The following is an 18421-nucleotide window of genomic DNA, read 5'->3' on the forward strand; positions in this document are numbered from 1 at the left end:
CGAGGACATAGACAGCCCGGAAAGCCCCGCGCAGCTCATGCCGCAAACTGTTCCTACGGTGCCGCAACAGGCGCAGGATTGGCAGGGCGGTCAGAAGATGGCCCCGGGCGAGGCGTTCCGCGCGCGCAAGCTGAACACGCCGCTCGATAAGATCACGCGCAACAGCGCCGGCAAACGCAGCACCACCCGCACCAAGCGCAAGCGCGGCCGTTACATCAAGGCCGTGCCGTCCAAGGGGCGCATCGAAGACGTGGCTTTCGACGCGACGCTGCGCGCTGCCGCTGTGCACCAGCGAGCGCGTCGCCAGCAAGCTGACGAACAATTGAGCGCGAGCGAAGGTCAACAGGCGGCGCCTTCATCTCAGCCGGCCCTGTACGTCCGCCGGTCGGACATTCACCGGAAGGTGCGCGTGCGCCGGGCGGCCAACCTCATCCTGTTCGTCCTAGATGCATCGTGGAGCATGGCCGTGGCTGAGCGAATGGCCGCTACTAAGGGCGCGATCATGTCGCTGCTGACAGATGCCTATCAGCGCCGCGACCGCGTCGGCCTGATCGTCTTTCAGAAGAACAGCGCCACCTTGGTGTTGCCGCCCACGTCGTCGGTGGAGCTGGCCCAAAAGGCGTTGCGCGACATCCCCGTTGGCGGCAAAACGCCGCTCAGCGCCGGCCTCACCCTGTCGCTGCACGTCACCCTACGCGAGAAACGCCTGCATCCCGAGGTGATGCCGTTGCTGATCGTGCTCACCGACGGCGCTGGCAATGTGAGCATGGGTAATCTGCCGCCGCAGGTCGAAGCGCATCGCATTGCGAACCAGATTCGCGACGAACGTATTCGCTCGGTGGTGATCAACATGGAGCATGTCGCGTTCGACCAAGGCCTGGCGCGCAAGCTGGCCGAGCACCTCAACGCGAGCTGCCTCTCCCTGCGCGAACTGTGCGCCGAGGCGCTCTACGAGGCGGTGAAGCGGGAGCTGTAATATGTCCTGCGGAACGCCGGGGAGCAGCCATTTGCCGGCTTCTCAGTCTCTGCTCCTTGCCTCTTATAATAACGTCGAAGTTCGAAGAATTGGAGAAAAGCGAAAGAAGCGATGTCCGACACCCATCCCCCCATCAAGTTCTACGGCGCCATGTGGTGTGGCGATACGCGCCGCGCGCGCTCGTGGTTTGACAACCATAAAATCCCATACGAGTGGATAGATGTGGACAAGAACAAAGAGGCGGAGGAGTTCGTCAAATCGGTCAACAATGGCTTCCGTAGCATTCCGACGATCGTCTTCGCCGACGGCTCACGGCTGACCGAGCCCAGCGTGCGTAAGCTGGAAGAGCACGCGCGCAAGCTGGGTTTGATCCCGTCGGCGCCCGAGCAATCTGCTGATGTCTGACCCGAGCGCGCACCGGCGGGTCACCGCGCGCAGTCATCCTGCGGAAGCGTTGCCGGCATCGGAGATGGAGCGCCCAGAGCCATATCCGGATGTTCAGACGACATCGGCGCCTGCGCCGGCAACGATTCAGGCGCCGGCGCGTGGCCTGTCGCAGGCGACGCTGGGCTGCCTGATCGGCGCCGGCATTATTGCGCTTGCGCTGCTGATCGCCGGCGCGCTGGTCGCCTTTGCCGTGCGTGAGTCCACCCAGCGCGTGGCGGAGACGGTCGAGCGCGCCAACCCGGCCAACATCATCCAGACGGTGATTCCGCTGCCTACGCCTACGGTTGTGGCACGGCCGCCGGCTGTGCTGCAGGTGCGCGCCATCAGCGAACTGGCGACTGCGCAGTCGCTGCTTTCGACTATCGTCGAAGTTCAACAGGCGCGCGTGGGCAATGTGCTCTACGAGAAGTTGGTGCTCATCGCGTGTGGTCGGGTGAAAGCCGGCGTTGCGCTTGCTCAGCTCAGAGATAGCGACGTGGACGTATTGGACGACGGCAAGACGGTGCGCGTGAAGCTGCCGCGCGCCCAACTGCTCGACGCGTACTTGATTGACGACTCGACGCAGCCATGCACGACGCGCGTGTATGACCGCACGAACCTGCTGCTGATCCCGGAGAGCAAAGATTTGGAGGCGCAAGCGCGAGAGAAGGCGCTGGAGGCAATCCGGACGACGGCGATAGAGAGCGGCCTGCTGGGCGACGCTCGTCGCAACGCACAAATCGCCATCGAGCGCATCTTATTGAATACCGGCTACGAACGGGTCGAGTTCATCGAAGAGTAGCGCAGCGCCCAAGACGCACGCTGACATCCGGCACACCCTCTGCGCCTTTGCTATTCCTCTGCTATCGTCACCTCGACCTCGGCCGGCCCCTGACCGGTCTCGCGGTGGCACTGCTCGCAGGCGGGTTTGACGACGCCTTGAAGATCGAGGAAGCGCGCTGCGTCTGATGAGCGATGCGCCTGGTGACAGTTGGCGCACTGCACGGTTGTCTCATAGCGCACCAGTCCCATTGCGATGATGGCTTGCGGGTCCGGTTCATCCTTTGGCGCGGTCAACGGCGCGCCGCGCTTCCACACTTCATAGGCGGCCGGCAGCGTGTTGTGCATGTGGTTGGCCGCGCCCGCGATGAGCAACTGCGCTTGGTGACATGTCACGCAGCCCTCGTTGGTGAGGTGCGGCCGACGCAAGCCCAGCGTGGTCTGCGCCACCGTCCGCGTGATCCCGTTGGTCACCGTCGTCGTGATGGCGGTTTTCTCCAGGCGCTGGTCGTCCCGACCAGCCAGCCATAGCGCGGTCAGCTCTGCGCTGAGGATCAGCGTTTCCACGCGGTGGCGTGTGCCGCCGTTGCCGCGATGACAGTCAATGCAGCGCAGTTCGCCGCCTGCGCCGTGGATGCTTTGGTAGTGATAGCTGGATAGATCGGGCGCAAGCGCGCCGGCGATTGCGGATTGAGCGCGCTCGACGTAGGCGCGATGCTGGGCAGTGTGGCACGCTAAGCAAAACGCATCGCGCTCTTGGCGCTCGATGACGGTGAACGCGCTCGCCGCGCCTATGCCGACCGCAATCAGCACGCCGAGCGCCAAGAGCGCGCCGGTGGGCGACCGACGCCGGCGACGATGGAATGCGCCTTCGTAGGTTTCCTCGTCCAGATCGTCGTCGGGCAACTCATACGAGTCGGCGATGCGATAGCGCGGCATAGGGTTACGCCGAAGTCGCGCGTTGCGGCGCAAGGGGCGGGCGAACGATGTGATTGGCGAGCAGCACTGCGGCGCCGAGGACGATGCCGCCGAGGGAGATCCAAACGGCCGTCGGCAGCGCGCCAAACGTCCAGGCGTCGGGCCGAAAGAGCAGTTCCACCCACGACCGGCCTAGCCCGTACCAGATGAAGTACATCGCCATCATGTCGCCGTCGCGCAGACGATCTTGGAAGCGCCGTGCGATTCCCATCAGCCCAATGAACCCGATGAAGTTCCAAACCGACTCGTAGAAGAAGGTGGGGTGGAAGCGCGTCTCTGGCGGATAGCGTTGCAGGTCGGTGAAATCCACGCTCGGAGTGCGGATGCGGAAGGTCGGGTCTATGGTGATGCCCCACCAGGTGGAGCCGGTTGGCCCGCCGTATAGCTCTTGGTTGAAATAGTTGCCCCAGCGGCCGATGGACTGTGCGAGCAGCAGGCCGGGCGCCACGCTGTCGGCCAACCGGCGAAAGCGGACATGGTGCTTGATGCTGACGAGCCAGGCGCCGATGATGCCGCCGATCAAGCCACCGTAGATGCCCAGCCCGCCGTTCCAGATGGCGAAGATTTGAAGTGGGTTCTGGCGGTAATAGGCCCAACCGCTGTTGCTGCCGTCGTTGGGTGAAGAGAAGACGTGGTATAGCCGCGCGCCGATGATGCCCAGCACAATGACCCACAGCGCGCCATCCCAGACCACGTTAGGATCCTCTCCGCGGCGTTTCATCTCCAACGCCGCGATGTAAGTGGCCACGATCATGCCGGTCGTGACGATGACGCCATACCAATGCACGCGCAGCGGGCCAAGCTCGAATGCGATTCGCGGATCCACAGCGTTTGCTCCCCCGGGTGTTACTGCATCGCGAGGCCGGCGCCGGTCAACAAGCCGGCCACGCTGCTGCTCATCAGGTGGAAGAAGGGCGCAGCGTATAGACCGATCACGAAACACATGACGATCAGCGGCGCGACCGAGATCACCTCGCGCCAGTTCAGGTCGCGCAGCGCCTCGTTGGCCGGGTCGCGGCTCTCGCCCAGGAAGATCTTCTGGAACATGGTGAGCAGGTAAGCTGCGCTGAGCACCATGCCGAAGGCTGCGAAGACGGTCGCCAGCGGGTTTGTTGCGAATGCGCCTTGGAGGATGACGAATTCGCCGACGAAGCCGTTGAGGGCCGGCAGGCCGGCCGAGCTGAGCGCCAGGATGAGCGCCAGCGTGCCGTAAAGCGGCATCTTGGCCCACAGGCCGCCCAATCGGTTCATCTCGCGCGTGTGGCGACGCTCGTAGATAAAACCGATGATCAGGAACAAGCCGCCGGTGCTCAAGCCGTGATTGACCATTTGCAAAATTGCGCCCTGGAGGCCGATCGGGTTGAGGGCGAAGATGCCCAGCAAAATGTAACCCATGTGGCTCACCGATGAATAGGCGACGAGCTTCTTCGCGTCGCTTTGCGCGAAGGCGACCACTGCGCCATACAAGATGCCGATGACCGCCAGCGCAATCATCAGTGGGGCGAAGGCTGCGCTGGCCTCGGGGAAGAGCTGCAGGTTAAAGCGAATCAGCCCGTAGCCGCCCATCTTGAGCAACACCGAGGCCAGGATCACCGAACCGGCTGTCGGCGCCTCAACGTGCGCATCCGGCAGCCAGGTGTGGAAGGGGAAGACCGGCACTTTGATCGCGAACGCGATGGCGAAAGCCAGGAAGAGCAGCGTGTTGGCTGCGAAGGCGCCGTTATTCCGCGCGATGGCCTCCAGGTCGAAGATGCCGGCGCTGAGCCCCAACGCCAGGATGGCGATCAACATGAGCACGCTGCCGGCCATGGTGTAGATGAAGAACTTGACCGAGGCGTATGTGCGCCGCTCGCCCCCCCATAGGCCGATGATGAAGTACATCGGCACCAGCGCGAACTCCCAGAACACGTAGAACAGGAACATGTCCAGGGCGAGGAACACGCCCAGCGTCGCCGTCTCCATCAGCAGCATCAGCGCGTAGTAGGCGCGCTCACGCTCGCGGATGGATTCGCCGGAGAACCACAACGCGACCGGGAAGACGAACGTGGTCAGCAATACCAGCCAAATGCTGATGCCGTCTACGCCCATCTTGTAGCCGATGCCGAACTGAGGGATCCAGGGCACGGACTCGACGAACTGATAGCCGGATTGCGCTGCGTCGAAGCCCGCCAGCAACGCCAGTGAGAGGGCAAACGCGACCAGCGCGGCGCTTAGCGCGACGACCCGCGCCAGGCGCTGCGGCGCCAGGGCGACGATCGCTGCGCCGACCAGGGGGACGAGTGTGATCAGTGAGAGCATCCTTTAAGCTAAGTGCTTCTTGAAGAAGGCCACCGCGCGCGCCCAAGCGTCCTTCGCGGCCTCGGCCACATACATGCCGTGGTCGGGGTTGTTGAACGCATGGCCGGCGTTCGGATAAATGCGCACCTCGATGTCCTTGCCGGCGTCTTTGTAGAGCTTTTCGATTTTCTTCACCTGTGCAACCGGGATGGCGCTGTCCTTCTCGCCGTAGATGGCCAGCACCGGCGCGCTCACCCGGGCGACATCTTCCGGTGTAGGGTCGTATCCGCCGCCGTACCATGGCGAGATTGCGCCCAGGTGCGGGTAGCGCTCGGCGGTCTTGTAGGTGAGCAGGCCGCCCATGCAAAAGCCCATTAGCCCGATCTTCTTCGGTTGCACACCCGGATCGTTGCGCAGATAGTCCAGCGCCAGCACGATCTCGCGGATGGCCTTGTCCATGTTCTGCACGGTGGCCATCAGCATCTTCTGCGCCTCGTCCGGTTCGGTTGCAATTTTGCCGTGATACAAGTCGGGCACGAGCACCACGAAGCCGGATGTCGCCAGGCGTTGTGCCAGCTCGCGGATGTGCGGCTCGATGCCCCACCACTCCTGGATCAGCACGATGCCGGGATAAGTCTTGCCGTCGTCCGGCCGCACCAGGTAGCCCTGTGGTGCAGGGTCATTCGGATCGGTATGAACGGTTGAAGCTTGAACGATCATGGCAACCTCCTTTCGTACGACTTCCGACTCTCCACTCCCCGCCTGCTGTGCTTGGCCGGTCGGGAGTCGGACGTTAGGAATCATCTCGCATTCAGCGCGAAATATGCCACAACGAAGACGACGCCAATGAGCATGACCAGGCCGTAGTTGCGCACGAAGCCGGTCTGCAAGCTGCGCAGTGAATTGCCGAGGGTGTGGAACAAGCGCCCGACGCCGTTCACTGCGGCGTCAATCACGCCTACGTCAATGACTTGTGCGCACACGGTGCTGATGATGTAGAAGGGCTTGACGATCGCCCATCTGTAAGCGTCGTCGAAGCACCATGCCTTCGCCAACAAGCGCCCCATCCCAGTTTCGGCCTCCGCCTGGGCGCGATCGGGGTTGCGATACAGAAACCATGCGATAGCCAGCGCGCCAATCGCCAACGCGCTGAACACGGCTGCCAGCGGGGCGTCGAACTTCGGGGCATCGCCATGTCGCACGACCGGCGCGAGCCAATCGGTGAGCGGATGCGCGCCGGGGAAGTTGAACAGTCCGGCAAATACCGTGCCGATCGTCAGCGCGATCAGCGGCATGGTCATCAACCAGTTCGACTCCACGGCGTGGGCGGCGGCTTCGCTGCGCGGTCGCCCGGCGAAGACCAGCGTCAACTGCCGGCCAACGTAAAACGCCGTCACTACCGAGCTGACCGCCAACAAGGCGAACGCCGGCAGGTTGTGCTTGAAGGCGTCCAACAAAATCTCATCTTTGGAGAAGAAGCCGGACAGCGGCGGCACGCCGGCCAGCGCCAATCCGCCCAGCAGGAAGGCAGCGAAGGTGACCGGCATCTTGCGCGCCAGCCCGCCCATGTAGCGCATGTCCTGCGGATCCACTGGCGCGCTGTTGTGGGCGGCGTGCATGCCGTGCTCTATGCCGTGGATCACGCTGCCGGCGGCGAGGAACAGCGCTGCCTTGAAGAAGGCATGCGTGAGCAAGTGGAAGTCGGCCGCGATAAACGCCCCCAGGCCACATGCGGCGACCATATAACCGAGCTGGCTGACGGTAGAGTAGGCCAGCACCTTCTTAATGTCGAGCTGACGCAACGCGCTTGTGCCGGCGACGAATGCGGTCAACGCGCCGACGAGGGCGACGATGGCCTGCGTGGCCGGCGCAAGCTCATACAGCGCGCTCGCGCGCGTCATCATATACACGCCGGCCGTCACCATCGTCGCGGCGTGGATGAGCGCGGAGACCGGGGTAGGGCCAGCCATGGCATCGGGCAACCAAACGAACAGCGGGATCTGCGCGCTCTTGCCCGTCGCGCCGATAAACAGCAACAGGGTGATCAGGCCGATGGCGCCGGCCAGCGTCTCGCCCTGCGCTTCGGCTTGCCCGAACACATCGGCGAAGCTCAGGCTGCCGAACGTGACGAAGATCAGCAAGATGCCCAGCACGAAGCCGACGTCGCCGATGCGGTTGACGACGAACGCTTTGCGGCCTGCCTCGGCGTTCTTGAGGTTCTTGAACCAGAAACCGATGAGCAGGTACGAGCACAAGCCCACCAACTCCCAGCCCATGAACATCACCAGGAAGTTGTCGGCCATGACTAACGTCAGCATGGATGCCAGGAATAGGTTGAGATAGATGAAGTAGCGCTGGAAGCGCTCGTCACCGCGCATGTAGCCAATGCTGAACATGTGGATCAACGTGCCGATGCCCGTGACGATCAGCATGATGACGATGCTCAGCCGGTCTACCAGGAAGCCGAACGATACGTTGAGCGCACCGGCAGCGATCCACGGCGCGATGGTTGCCGTTAGGCGGGCGTCCTCTGCGGCAGTCAACTGGCCTAGCATCAACATGCTCACGACGAACGCGGCCGCTGCGGCCAGCGTGGCCACCCCGCCGATGGCGCGTTCGCTCATGCGCCGGCCCCAGAGCGCGTTGATCAGCAAGCCGAGCAGCGGGAACAGGATCGGAGAAAGAATGAAGAGCGCCATGCGGTGATCTCCTCCTATCCCTTCAGCGCGGCCAAGTCATCCACGTTTGTGCTGCGCTTGGTGCGGAAGATCGTCACAATAAGCGCCAGGCCAACGGCCACCTCGGCAGCGGCAACCGCCATCACGAAGAACACGAAAATCTGCCCGTCGAGCTGCACCCAGCGATGGGCGAATGCGACGAAGGCGAGGTTGGCCGCGTTGAGCATCAGCTCGACCGACATGAAGATCAGCAGCGCGCTCCGGCGCAACAACACGCCCAGCACGCCGATGGTGAACAAAACAGACGAGAGCAAGGCGACGAAGGTCGTTGAGTCCATAAGAATCTTGCAGCGTATGGTGTTCTGCGAATTGATCAAGCGTCGCGCACATCGGCCGTTACCGGTTCCGCGTCAGCACCACCGCGCCGACCATTGCGACCAGCAGCAGGATGGACACGACTTCAAAAGGGAAGAGGTAAGGGCCGAACAGCGATAAGCCGATGGCCGTCGGACTGGAATCGGCCAGCGCCGTCGCCGTGGTCGGCGGCTGCCGGACGAACAGCGCGTAGAGCGCCAGCCCCAACAACACGCCGCCGAGCGCGATCGCCAGCGGCCGTTGAAAGGAGATCCCGGGCGGATTCTCGCCTGGGCTGAGCCGCTCTGCGCCCAGCAGCATGATGACGAATAGGAAGAGCACCATGATCGCTCCGGCATATACGCTCACCTGAACCACGGCGATGAACGGCGCGTTCAAGACGAGGTAGATCACCGCCCCGACGCCAAAGTTCAGCACCAGGAACAGCGCGGCGTAGATAGCGTTGCGGCTGAGCAACAAACCCAGCGCCGAAGCGATGCTCACAGCGCCGAGCACGATGAGGATAGGCAGATCGGGGGTCATTGGCTTTCGTCAATCGGTGGGAAGGGCAGGATGGCGCGGTCGTATTTGCCCGGCGGCGTGCGCTGCGGCGTGGCCGGCACGTTGATCGGCGGTGATTCGAGCAGCATCTCTTTGGTGTAGATCATGCTCTCGCGCGTATAGCCGGTCGGGAATTCGATCGGCTCCAGCACGATCGCATTCGTCGGGCAGGCGTCTTCGCAGTAGCCGCAGAAGATGCAGCGCAGCATGTTGATCTCATACGTCTTGGCGTAGCGTTCGCCCGGCGAGTAGCGCGCTTCGTCGGTGTTCTCGCCGGCTTCGACGTAGATCGCATCGGCGGGACAGGCCGCCGCGCACAACGCGCATCCAATGCAGCGCTCCAGGCCGTCATCGTAGCGCTTGAGGTGATGACGCCCGCGGAAGCGCGCCGACATCGGCTTATGCTGTTCAGGATATTGAATCGTCACCGGCCTGCGCGTGACGGTCTTCAGCACCGTCGCGAAGCCGACCACGATTGGGGTGAGCACGTCTTTCAGACCCATCGTTTGTGTGACTTGTGACGAGCAACTCGTGACTTAAGCGAGTAGTGTCAGCGTCGTCGCTACTGATAGCCCGGCACGCCCAGCGCGATCAAGAACGCCGTCACGATCACGTTGGCAAGCGCCACCGGGGTGAGCACCTTCCAACCGAAGCTCATCAGCCGGTCGTAGCGCATGCGCGGCAGCGTCGCGCGCGTCCAGATCATCAGCAACAGACAAGCGACGACTTTGATTGTGAAATACACGACTGAGAGGATCGGCACCTGATCCACGAATGGCCCGCTCCAGCCGCCCAGGAAGAACGTGGCGAACAACGCGCTGACGGCGATCATCTTGACATATTCGCCCATGAAAAACAGCGCAAACTTCATACCGCTGTATTCGGTCATGAAGCCGGCCGTCAGTTCCTGCTCGGCTTCGACCAGGTCGAACGGCGCGCGGGCTAATTCGGCCATAGCAGTGATGGCGAAGATCGCCGCCGCGACTGGTTGGCGGAAGATGAACCAGCCCAGGATGTTGCCGGGCATTTGCGCCTCGACGATATCGGCCAGGCTCGCGCTCGACGCCATCAAGACGACGGCGACGATGGACAAACCCATACCGAGCTCGTATGAGATCACCTGCGCGGAGGCGCGCAAGCCACCCAGCGCGGCGTATTTGTTGTTCGATGCCCATCCCGCCAGCGTGATGCCGTATACGGCTACGCCCATCACGCCGACGACGTAAAGCGCACCGACGTTGATCTCGCTGGCCAGTTGGAAGGCCGGCCCTTTGCCGACCGGGATCACCGCGAACAGGATGAGCGCCGGCACGACGACGAGCACCGGCGCGAGGAAGTAGATCGGCTTATCCGCCCCGGCAGGGGTGATGCTCTCCTTGAAGATGAGCTTGAGGCCGTCGGCCAATGGTTGGAGCAATCCCAGCGGGCCGGCGCGGTTGGGGCCGATGCGCGCCTGTAAGCGCGCCAGCACCTTGCGCTCCATGAGCGTGAGGTAAGCGAAGCCGGTCAGCAGCACGAAGATCAACACGACCGACTTCAAAGTGGCTTCGAGTAGAACAGGCATGCTTTTCTATTTCGCGTTTCTCTTTTACCTTGCGCCGCACGCCTGCGCAAGTGCGCAGCGCAAGGATGTCGACTCTCCCTAGGCAGCCTCCGGCGCCGGGACGATGTGCGACGCGAGCACGGCGCTGCGGCGGATGAGTTCGCCATCGCGATAGAGCGGTCGCAGCCGGCGTTCCAGGCCGGCGATGGTCGGCTCGGGCGCAGCCCAGTCGTACGGACGCACGCCGGCGGGATCGCGCTCGGCGTCGCCGGCGTAGCGCGCGCCCAGGCCGCCGGTGTTGTCGTATACCGTGCCGCCATAGTATAGGTCGCCGCGTCCCATCGGCGGCCATTGTGGACCACTCTCACTGATGACCTCGTAGGACAGGCCGTGGTAGTGCGGGATGCTGCGCGCAAGGTCGGCGAAGATGTGCAGCGGACCCTGAAAGCCCCAGGGGTAGCCCAGCCGTTTGGCGATCTCCTGGGCTATCCACCAATCGGGCCGGGCTTCGCCCAACGGGGGAAGGGCGCGGTAGAAGCGCTGCACGCGCCGGTCGCCGCTGGTCAACGTGCCTTCGCGTTCGGCGAAGCTCAACGCCGGCAGCACGACATCGGCCTGCTGCGCCAGCGCCGTCATGAACAGCTCTTGCACGACGGTGAATTCGGCCGATGGCGCGTCGCTTGCATCACCCACGCCGATCAACCAGGCCACCGCGAATCTCGAATTGGCGAGGGAAGATCGCGCATCAATCCCGGCCTTGCCGTTCGCGCCGTTGGACGTGGCTGTGGTGCCTGCGATCATATCGAAGACGCCTTGCGTGTTGGCGTGGGGATAGAGCGGCAACAAGCCACTATCGGCCTGGCCGGCGTGGCCTGTGGCGATGAGTACATTCGCCAGGCCTTGCGCCAACGCGCGCGCGCCGGGGCCGTCGAGTTGCTCATCGCCGAAGACGATCAGCAAGTTGCGGGCGTCTTTCAACGATTCTTTCGCGATGAGTTCTGCGCTTCGATCGGCGACCCACTGGGCGGCATAGCCGGGCGCGTAGCGATGGATCGTCCGCGCGTAACGATGCATCTTGGTGCTGTGCGAATGAGCGATGACCAGCGCTGCGCCGCGATCCACGACGGCTTGGCGCAGACGCAAGAACCACACCGGCGCTTGCTCTTCTACGTCGCCGTTCACCACGAGGATCACATCGCCCTTGCCCAGGCGAGCGAAGTTGGCATGTGCGCCCACGCCAAAGGCGCGCGCCACATCTGCATAGTGCGCCGGCACGGACGGCGACATGCCGATAGCGCCGTTCAACGCGCGCATGAGTTTGGCCACGAGATAGGCGTCCTCGTTAGCGATCCGGTCGCCGATGACAGCGGCCACGCTCGTCCCTGCAGCCTTCAACCGGTCGCTCACCAACTGCAAGGCTTGCTCCCACGTTGCCTCGACCAGCCGGCCGTCGCGCCGGATCATCGGTTGGCGCAGGCGGTCTCTGGCGCGGGTGAAGTGGTGCGCATAGCGCCCTTTGTCGCAAATCCAGATTTCGTTGACTTGTTCGTTCTGGCGCGGCATGATGCGCTTGATCTCGTAATCGCCGAACTTTGTTTCCAGGCGAGTGTTCAGCGTGATGTTGCAACCGACCGGGCAGTGTGTGCAAAGGCTTGGCGTGCTCGCCAACTCCCACGGCCTGGCCTTAAAGCGGAAGTCCGCCGTAGTCAGCGCACCCACCGGGCAGATGTCGGTTGTGTTGCCGCCGAAGTACGAGTCGAACGGCGGATCGCTGAAGGTGATGATCTCCATGCCCCGCCCACGGTCGTGGAACTGCAACACATGGTCGTCGGCGATCTCATCCTGGAAGCGGATGCAGCGCGAGCACTGGATGCAGCGTTCGCGGTCGAGGTAGATCAAATCGCCGAGCGGCACGTGTTTCTCGTTGTGGAACTTGGCGTCGTAGTCGAAGCGGCTGACGGTGGGGCCGAAGCCCAGCGTCAAATTCTGCAACGGGCACTCGCCGCCTTTGTCGCAAATTGGGCAATCGAGCGGATGGGAGGTGAGCAGAAACTCCAGGATGTCCTCGCGCGCAGCGCGCACCTGCTCGGTCGCCGTGCGGACGACCATGCCCTCGCTGACCGGCGTGGTGCAGGCCGTCGTTAACTTGGGCAGGAAGGCGATCACCACGTTGCCTTGCTCATCGCGCACCGGTTGTTTGGTTGCCGGGTCTATCTTCGGCATGCCGATGTCCACCAGGCACATGCGGCACATGCCCACCGGCTTGAGCTTGGGATGGTAGCAAAATACCGGGATGTCGTTCCCGATCGTCTTTGCTGCGTCCACTACGAGCGTGCCTTTGGGCACCGACACAGGCACGCCGTCAATCGTCAGATTCACTAAATCAGCCATACGTCATTGCTTTGCTTGCACATCGGTGGGCAACGCCACTTCGATGGCAATGCCTCTGGTCCTCGACGCCCTCACGCGCCCGATTGCTTCAATCTCATCGCCGACGTTCAGGTTCACGCGCTTGGCCACCACCTGATACAGCCGTAGGTATTGCGCACCGGTCTCGTCCTTGAGCAATACCTCAATGCCTCTATCGAACGGTCGAATGTTGGCGACTTCGCCGATCACCCGCACGATCGCGTTGTGGTCGTTTCCGCTGATGTTGCAAAACAAGTAATGTCGCACATCGCGCGGGGGCGGCGCGGCCACGACGCGAATTCGGCTTGCCGAGCTGGGCGTGATCTCCAAATTGCCGCCGAAGGTGTTCACTTCACCCGTCACGCTCAGCGTGGCGCCGACGTTAATCTGTTCGGGCTTGGCCAGTGCATCGAACACATTCTCGAAGAGCGTGACTGCGATCTGGCCGGTTTCGTCGCCCAGCCGCAGCTTGAAGCCCGCCGAGAAATTGGATGCTTCGATGACGACGCCCTGCACGGCCACCATTTGTCCCACGTTGTCGGCGCTGATGGCCCCAATAGCCAGCGACGCCACCGGCGGCGCGGGCTGCACGATAACCACATCCGTTCCGCGCACCGGCACGATCTGCGCCGCCTTGTTGAAGAAGTCCACCTTGCCGGTGACGTTCACCCGTGCGCCCTCGATCAGACGATCCGGCCCTGGCGCTTGTTTCAACTCGCGGTCGAACAACACCAGTGTGATCTTGCCGGTGTCGTCGCTGATCCCATAGCGCATGCCGGATTTGAAGCGCCGCTCGCTCTCGATCACCCCCTGGACGGTGACGAACTTGCCTTTGTATTCGGCGGTGATGTTGCCGATGGGCGTGACGATTTTCTCCGCCGCATGCGCCGGCAGCCACTCGGCTAGCACCACCAGCGCTCCGGCGAGACACACGGCGCACGCTCGCTTTGCGTCCACCGCAGCGCGTCGCTCAGGTCGTCCTCGGAAAGCCAGCATGGATCAGTCAAATCAATGATGGGCGATGACGCCCTCCGGTCCGGCGATCACGCCTTCGCGGATCAACTCGTCGGCGTAACCGTTCATTGTGCCGCCTTGATGGTTGGCGATGAATGCTTCGTATTCTGCCCGGAAGTGCTTGAGTGTGCTTTGCATGGGCGACGTGGCGAATTCGCCCAGCAGGCAGAAGCACTTGCCGGCCATCTGCCCAGCCACCTCGCCGATCATGTCCACGTCCGCCAACGTGCCATGCCCGGAGAGGATTTTGTCATAGAGCTTGAGCGCCCAGTAGGTGCCTTCGCGACAGGGCGTGCATTTGCCGCAGCTCTCGTGCTTGAAGAAGCGCACCATTTTGCGCGCCGCCCAGACGATGTCCACCGTGTCGTCGAGGATGACGAATGAAGCCGAGCCCAGGATCGAGCCGGCCGCTTGTATGCTCTCGTAGTCCAGCTTGGTGTCGAGCAGGGGGGCCGGCAGGATCGGCGCGGATGAGCCGGCGGGCAGCACCCCCTTCACCGGCCGGCCGTCAATCGTTCCACCGGCCATCTCGATCAACTCGCGGATGGTGTATTTGCCCAGCGGCAACTCGTAGTTGCCCGGCTTGTTCACGCGCCCGCTCACACAAAAGACCTTCGTGCCGGGGCTCTTTTCCGTGCCGTACTGGCGATACCACTGCGCCCCGTGCATCACGATGGGCGGCACATTGGCCAGCGTCTCGACGTTGTTGATGACCGTTGGCTTGGCGTATAAGCCTTGCACCGCCGGGAACGGGGGGCGCAGGCGCGGCTGGCCGAGTTGGCCTTCCAGCGACGACAGCAGGGCCGTCTCTTCGCCGCAGATATATGCGCCGGCGCCGAGATGGATATGAACGTCCAAGTCGAAACCGCTGCCGAGCACGTTCTTGCCGAGCATGCCGTGGGCGTAGGCCTCGTCTATGGCGCGTTGCAGTGTCTGGGCCGGCTCGTAGAACTCGCCGCGCAGGTAAATGTAGCTCGTATTGGCCTGCACCGCATACGCGCAAAGCGCCACGCCCTCGATGAGCTGGTGCGGGTTGCCGTCAATGATCTGGTGATCCTTAAAGGTGCCCGCCTCGCTCTCGTCGCCGTTGACCACGACATATTTGGGAAAGATATCCTTGGGGATAAAGCTCCACTTCATGCCGGCGGGGAAGCCGGCGCCGCCGCGACCGCGCAGGCCGCTGTCCTTGACGACGTTGATCACTTCGTCAGGCGTCATCGTCGTCAGCGCCTTCTTCCAGGCGGCGTAACCGCCGTTAGCGACATACACGTCGTACTCACGAATATCCGGCACGTCAACATCGCGCAGCAGCACGTGCCGGTCCATCGTCTTATACTTCGTTCCGTAAAATCGAGACATACTCCTTCGCTCCACGCATCACGTTAAACCAACATGACATCGAGCCGACACGGCCAAACCGACGTGGGTCGCCGCAGGCGCTTGAAAAGTCGGTCCCACGTCTAGCTCCGTGAAAGTTCGTCGAGCATCCGGTCGAACGATGCCTCGGTGAGATCGTAGCGATACTCGCGGTTCACCTGCGCCACCGGCGCGCGGTCGCACGCGGCGATGCACATCACGGTGTTCAAGGTGAACTTACCGTCGGGGGTGGTCTGCCCGGCGCGGATGCCCAGCTTCTTCTCGCAGTAAGTCACGAACTGACCTGCGCCGCGCAACGCGCAGGGCAGGTCGTCGCACACGTCAATCACGTACTTGCCGACCGGCTGCTCGTAGAACATGGTGTAGAAGCCGACGATGCTCTTCACCTCGGTCGGGTCACAGCCGATGATCTCGGCCACTTCGCGGATGGCCTCATCGCTGCAGTAGCCGTATTCCTCCTGTGCGATGTACAGCAGCGGCATGACGGCGCTGCGCTTGCGCTCGGGCGGGTACTTGGCCAGCACTTTCTCAATGTCGGCGGCTCGCTTTTCTTTTAGCATAGTCAATCGGTAAGCGATGAGCTGTGGGCTGTGAGTAGAACACTCAAAGCTCGCAGCTACCGATCCACATCTCCCAGCACAATGTCAATTGAACCGATGATGGCGACGATGTCGGCCAGCAGGGCGCCTTTGCTGATCTCCCCCAGCGGCTGCAGGTTGTGAAACGACGGCGCGCGGAAGTGCACGCGGCGCGGCTTGGGCGAGCCGTCGCCGCTGAGCAACACACCATACTCGCCCTTGCCGCTCTCGACGGCGAAATACACCTCGCCCTCCGGTGCTCGAAAGCCTTCGGTCCACAACTTGAAGTGATGAATCAGCGATTCCATCGAGTAGGCGATCTCGTGCTTGGGCGGCGGGGCTACCTTGCGATCGTCGGTCATCACCGGTCCAGGCGGCAGGCGATCCATCGCTTGCTTGATGATCTTGAGCGACTGATTGAACTCTTCCATCCGGCACTTGTAGCGGTCGTAGACGTCCCCGTGGCTGCCCAACGGCACGCTGAACTCGAAGTGGTCGTAGCTCGAATACGGCTGCGCCTTGCGGACGTCGTAATTCACGCCGCTGCCGCGCAGGCATGGGCCGGTCATACCCCAGGCGATGGCGTCTTGGGCGCTGATCTTGCCGATGCCGACGGTGCGCTCCTTCCATAGCGGGTTCTCCTTCAACAATTTCTCGTATTCCAGGATTCGCCCGGGAAAGACGTCGAGCACGCGCTGCACCAACTGCGGGAAGTGCGCCGGCACGTCGCGCCACAGGCCGCCAGGGCGGATGTAGCTGCTCATCATGCGCGCGCCGCTGACGGCTTCGTAGATGTCGAGGATCATCTCCCGTTCGCGCATGCAATAGAGGAACACGCTCATCGCGCCGATGTCCAGCGCATGCGTGCCCAGCCAGACCAAATGGCTGTTCATGCGCGTCAGCTCCATCAGGATCACACGCAGATACTGCGCGCGGATCGGAACGTCAATGCCCACCAGTTTTTCCACGGCGCCGCAGAAGGCCAGGTTGTTGCTCATCGGGGCCAGGTAGTCGGTGCGGTCGGTGAGCGGAATGACCTTGAGATAGGTCTTGCCTTCGGCAGTCTTTTCGATGCCGGTGTGTAGATAACCGATGTCGGGGATGCAACTGACGATGGTCTCGCCGTCCAGCTCGAGCAGCAGCCGGAGCACGCCATGGGTGCTGGGGTGCTGGGGGCCCATGTTGAGCAGCATGGTTTCGCCGGTCAGCGCGCGCGGGCTAACCAGCTTCTTCAACTGCTCCAGGGTGATGTCGAGTTGGACATCCTCCACGCGCACCGCGTTCTGTGGGGCATCCTCGACTCGAATTGGGGATTCCACGATTGTCATTTTGGATCAGGGAACGGAACTCAGGGCGCGGCAGTTGCGCTGGGCCCCACCCGACGCTTTACTCCGTCGCGTAGGGTTTGGCGGCGTCAATGCGCGCGCGGTTGAACGAGAAAGCGTTTTCTTCCACAGTCACCGGCACCTCTTTGCGCAGCGGGTGGCCGGGGTAATCGGGCGGCAACAGGATGCGGCGCAGGTCGGGGTGGCCTTCAAAGTGAATCCCGAACAAGTCGTAGATCTCGCGCTCCAGCCAATTGGCGTTGCGGTACACCGGCACGGCGGACGGGAGGCTGGCGTCGTATTCGCTCAGCATCACCTTGACGCGCACGCGAAGATTGCGCGGGATCGAATACAACTGATACAGGATGCCGAAGCGCGGCTCGCGTGGGTAGTAATCCACGCACGTCTCGTCGGTCAGCATGTCGAACTGCTGCACGTCGCGCAGGTGGGTCAGCACGTCGAGGATGCGTTCGCGGGATGTGTGCAGCGTCACCTCGTCGCGGAAGAGGGTAACCTGGCTGATGGCATCGCCCAGCGCGGACTTGAGCAGTTCACTGAGAGGGTGATTCATCGTTGCGTATTCTGTATTGCGCCGCGCGTTCCAGCTCGGCGCACGATAGCAGCTTACTGCCACTTCCTCAGCGGTTCGTGCCGAATTTTCTCTTGCAGCTTCATGATGCCGTCAATGAGCGTCTCCGGGCGCGGGGGGCAGCCGGCCACGTATACGTCCACCGGCACGATCTCGTCCACGCCCTGCACGATGGCATAGTTGTTGAATACGCCGCCGCACGAGGCGCAATCGCCCATGGCGATCACCCACTTGGGGTCGGGCATTTGGTCGTAGAGATTGCGCAGCACCGGCGCCATCTTTCGACTCACTCGTCCGGCCACGATCATCAGGTCGCTTTGGCGCGGGCTGGCTCGCATCAGCTCCATGCCGAATCGTGACAAGTCGTAGCGCGACGCCTGTGTGCTCATCATCTCGATCGCACAGCACGCCAGCCCGAACAGCATCGGCCAGATCGCGTTCGACCGCGCCCAGTTCACCGCCTTCTCCAGCGAAGTGGTGACAATGCCCATATCGCCCAGTTTCTGTTCCAGTCCCATTCCCAAACTCCTTGTCCCGCCGAGGATCGCGCATGCGC

19 protein-coding genes are annotated in these 18421 nt (G+C 62.7%); 3 read left to right on the forward strand and 16 right to left on the reverse strand.

Annotated features, from left to right (window positions below; translation table 11 throughout):
- Window positions 1-37 precede the first annotated feature (37 nt).
- The 3 genes from GXH28_RS16050 (at window position 38) to GXH28_RS04540 (ending at window position 2204) form a co-directional block, all read left to right on the forward strand.
- Window positions 38-976, forward strand: a complete 939-nt coding sequence (locus GXH28_RS16050; RefSeq protein WP_240550185.1) for a vWA domain-containing protein — start codon at window positions 38-40, stop codon at window positions 974-976.
- A gap of 111 nt (window positions 977-1087) precedes the next feature.
- On the forward strand, window positions 1088-1381 hold the full coding sequence (locus GXH28_RS04535; RefSeq protein ID WP_169237832.1) for a glutaredoxin domain-containing protein: 294 nt from the start codon (window positions 1088-1090) through the stop codon (window positions 1379-1381).
- On the forward strand, window positions 1374-2204 hold the full coding sequence (locus GXH28_RS04540; protein ID WP_169237833.1) for a DUF4230 domain-containing protein: 831 nt from the start codon (window positions 1374-1376) through the stop codon (window positions 2202-2204). The genes GXH28_RS04535 and GXH28_RS04540 overlap by 8 nt, the downstream gene beginning before the upstream one ends.
- A 50-nt stretch (window positions 2205-2254) precedes the next feature.
- Here the strand turns inward: GXH28_RS04540 and GXH28_RS04545 are convergent, their stop codons facing one another.
- The 16 genes from GXH28_RS04545 to GXH28_RS04620 all read right to left on the reverse strand — a co-directional run bounded on the left by GXH28_RS04545 (window position 2255) and on the right by GXH28_RS04620 (window position 18383).
- Window positions 2255-3121, reverse strand: a complete 867-nt coding sequence (locus tag GXH28_RS04545; RefSeq protein ID WP_169237834.1) for a hypothetical protein — start codon at window positions 3119-3121, stop codon at window positions 2255-2257.
- Window positions 3122-3125: 4 nt separating this feature from the next.
- On the reverse strand, window positions 3126-3986 hold the full coding sequence (gene lgt, locus GXH28_RS04550) for a prolipoprotein diacylglyceryl transferase (RefSeq protein WP_169237835.1): 861 nt from the start codon (window positions 3984-3986) through the stop codon (window positions 3126-3128).
- A 20-nt stretch (window positions 3987-4006) separates the two neighbouring features.
- Window positions 4007-5458, reverse strand: a complete 1452-nt coding sequence (locus GXH28_RS04555; protein WP_169237836.1) for a complex I subunit 4 family protein — start codon at window positions 5456-5458, stop codon at window positions 4007-4009.
- A 3-nt stretch (window positions 5459-5461) separates the two neighbouring features.
- Window positions 5462-6157 carry a dienelactone hydrolase family protein gene (locus GXH28_RS04560; protein WP_169237837.1) on the reverse strand — a complete coding sequence of 232 codons (696 nt, stop codon included), beginning with the start codon at window positions 6155-6157 and terminating at the stop codon, window positions 5462-5464.
- Between the two features lie 80 nt (window positions 6158-6237).
- Window positions 6238-8136, reverse strand: coding sequence for an NADH-quinone oxidoreductase subunit L (nuoL, locus tag GXH28_RS04565; protein WP_169237838.1), 1899 nt, complete (start codon window positions 8134-8136; stop codon window positions 6238-6240).
- Window positions 8137-8150: 14 nt separating this feature from the next.
- Window positions 8151-8453, reverse strand: a complete 303-nt coding sequence (gene nuoK, locus GXH28_RS04570; protein WP_169237839.1) for an NADH-quinone oxidoreductase subunit NuoK — start codon at window positions 8451-8453, stop codon at window positions 8151-8153.
- Window positions 8454-8511: 58 nt separating this feature from the next.
- A complete protein-coding gene (locus GXH28_RS04575; RefSeq protein WP_169237840.1) occupies window positions 8512-9012 on the reverse strand; it encodes an NADH-quinone oxidoreductase subunit J in 501 nt (166 codons plus the stop codon).
- Complete coding sequence (nuoI, locus tag GXH28_RS04580) at window positions 9009-9533, reverse strand: NADH-quinone oxidoreductase subunit NuoI (RefSeq protein ID WP_169237841.1); 525 nt, start codon at window positions 9531-9533, stop codon at window positions 9009-9011. Before nuoI ends, GXH28_RS04575 begins: the two co-directional genes overlap by 4 nt.
- A 59-nt stretch (window positions 9534-9592) precedes the next feature.
- Window positions 9593-10594 (reverse strand): NADH-quinone oxidoreductase subunit NuoH, encoded by a 1002-nt coding sequence (gene nuoH, locus GXH28_RS04585; protein WP_169237842.1) that lies wholly within the window; start codon window positions 10592-10594, stop codon window positions 9593-9595.
- A 78-nt stretch (window positions 10595-10672) separates the two neighbouring features.
- Window positions 10673-12964 (reverse strand): NADH-quinone oxidoreductase subunit NuoG, encoded by a 2292-nt coding sequence (gene nuoG, locus GXH28_RS04590; protein ID WP_169237843.1) that lies wholly within the window; start codon window positions 12962-12964, stop codon window positions 10673-10675.
- Window positions 12965-12967: 3 nt separating this feature from the next.
- Complete coding sequence (locus GXH28_RS04595) at window positions 12968-13978, reverse strand: OB-fold nucleic acid binding domain-containing protein (RefSeq protein ID WP_169237844.1); 1011 nt, start codon at window positions 13976-13978, stop codon at window positions 12968-12970.
- A gap of 12 nt (window positions 13979-13990) precedes the next feature.
- Entirely contained in the window at window positions 13991-15355 is a 1365-nt protein-coding gene (gene nuoF, locus GXH28_RS04600; RefSeq protein WP_240550186.1) for an NADH-quinone oxidoreductase subunit NuoF, read from the reverse strand.
- A gap of 101 nt (window positions 15356-15456) precedes the next feature.
- On the reverse strand, window positions 15457-15933 hold the full coding sequence (locus GXH28_RS04605) for an NADH-quinone oxidoreductase subunit NuoE family protein (RefSeq protein WP_169237845.1): 477 nt from the start codon (window positions 15931-15933) through the stop codon (window positions 15457-15459).
- A gap of 56 nt (window positions 15934-15989) precedes the next feature.
- A complete protein-coding gene (nuoD, locus tag GXH28_RS04610; RefSeq protein ID WP_240550194.1) occupies window positions 15990-17144 on the reverse strand; it encodes an NADH dehydrogenase (quinone) subunit D in 1155 nt (384 codons plus the stop codon).
- Window positions 17145-17337: 193 nt separating this feature from the next.
- Entirely contained in the window at window positions 17338-17847 is a 510-nt protein-coding gene (locus GXH28_RS04615) for an NADH-quinone oxidoreductase subunit C (protein WP_169237847.1), read from the reverse strand.
- A 53-nt stretch (window positions 17848-17900) separates the two neighbouring features.
- Window positions 17901-18383 carry an NADH-quinone oxidoreductase subunit B gene (locus GXH28_RS04620; protein WP_169237848.1) on the reverse strand — a complete coding sequence of 161 codons (483 nt, stop codon included), beginning with the start codon at window positions 18381-18383 and terminating at the stop codon, window positions 17901-17903.
- Window positions 18384-18421 lie beyond the last annotated feature (38 nt).

The sequence above is a fragment of the Candidatus Roseilinea sp. NK_OTU-006 genome, from assembly GCF_012931985.1.
Taxonomy (GTDB): domain Bacteria; phylum Chloroflexota; class Anaerolineae; order J036; family Brachytrichaceae; genus JAAFGM01.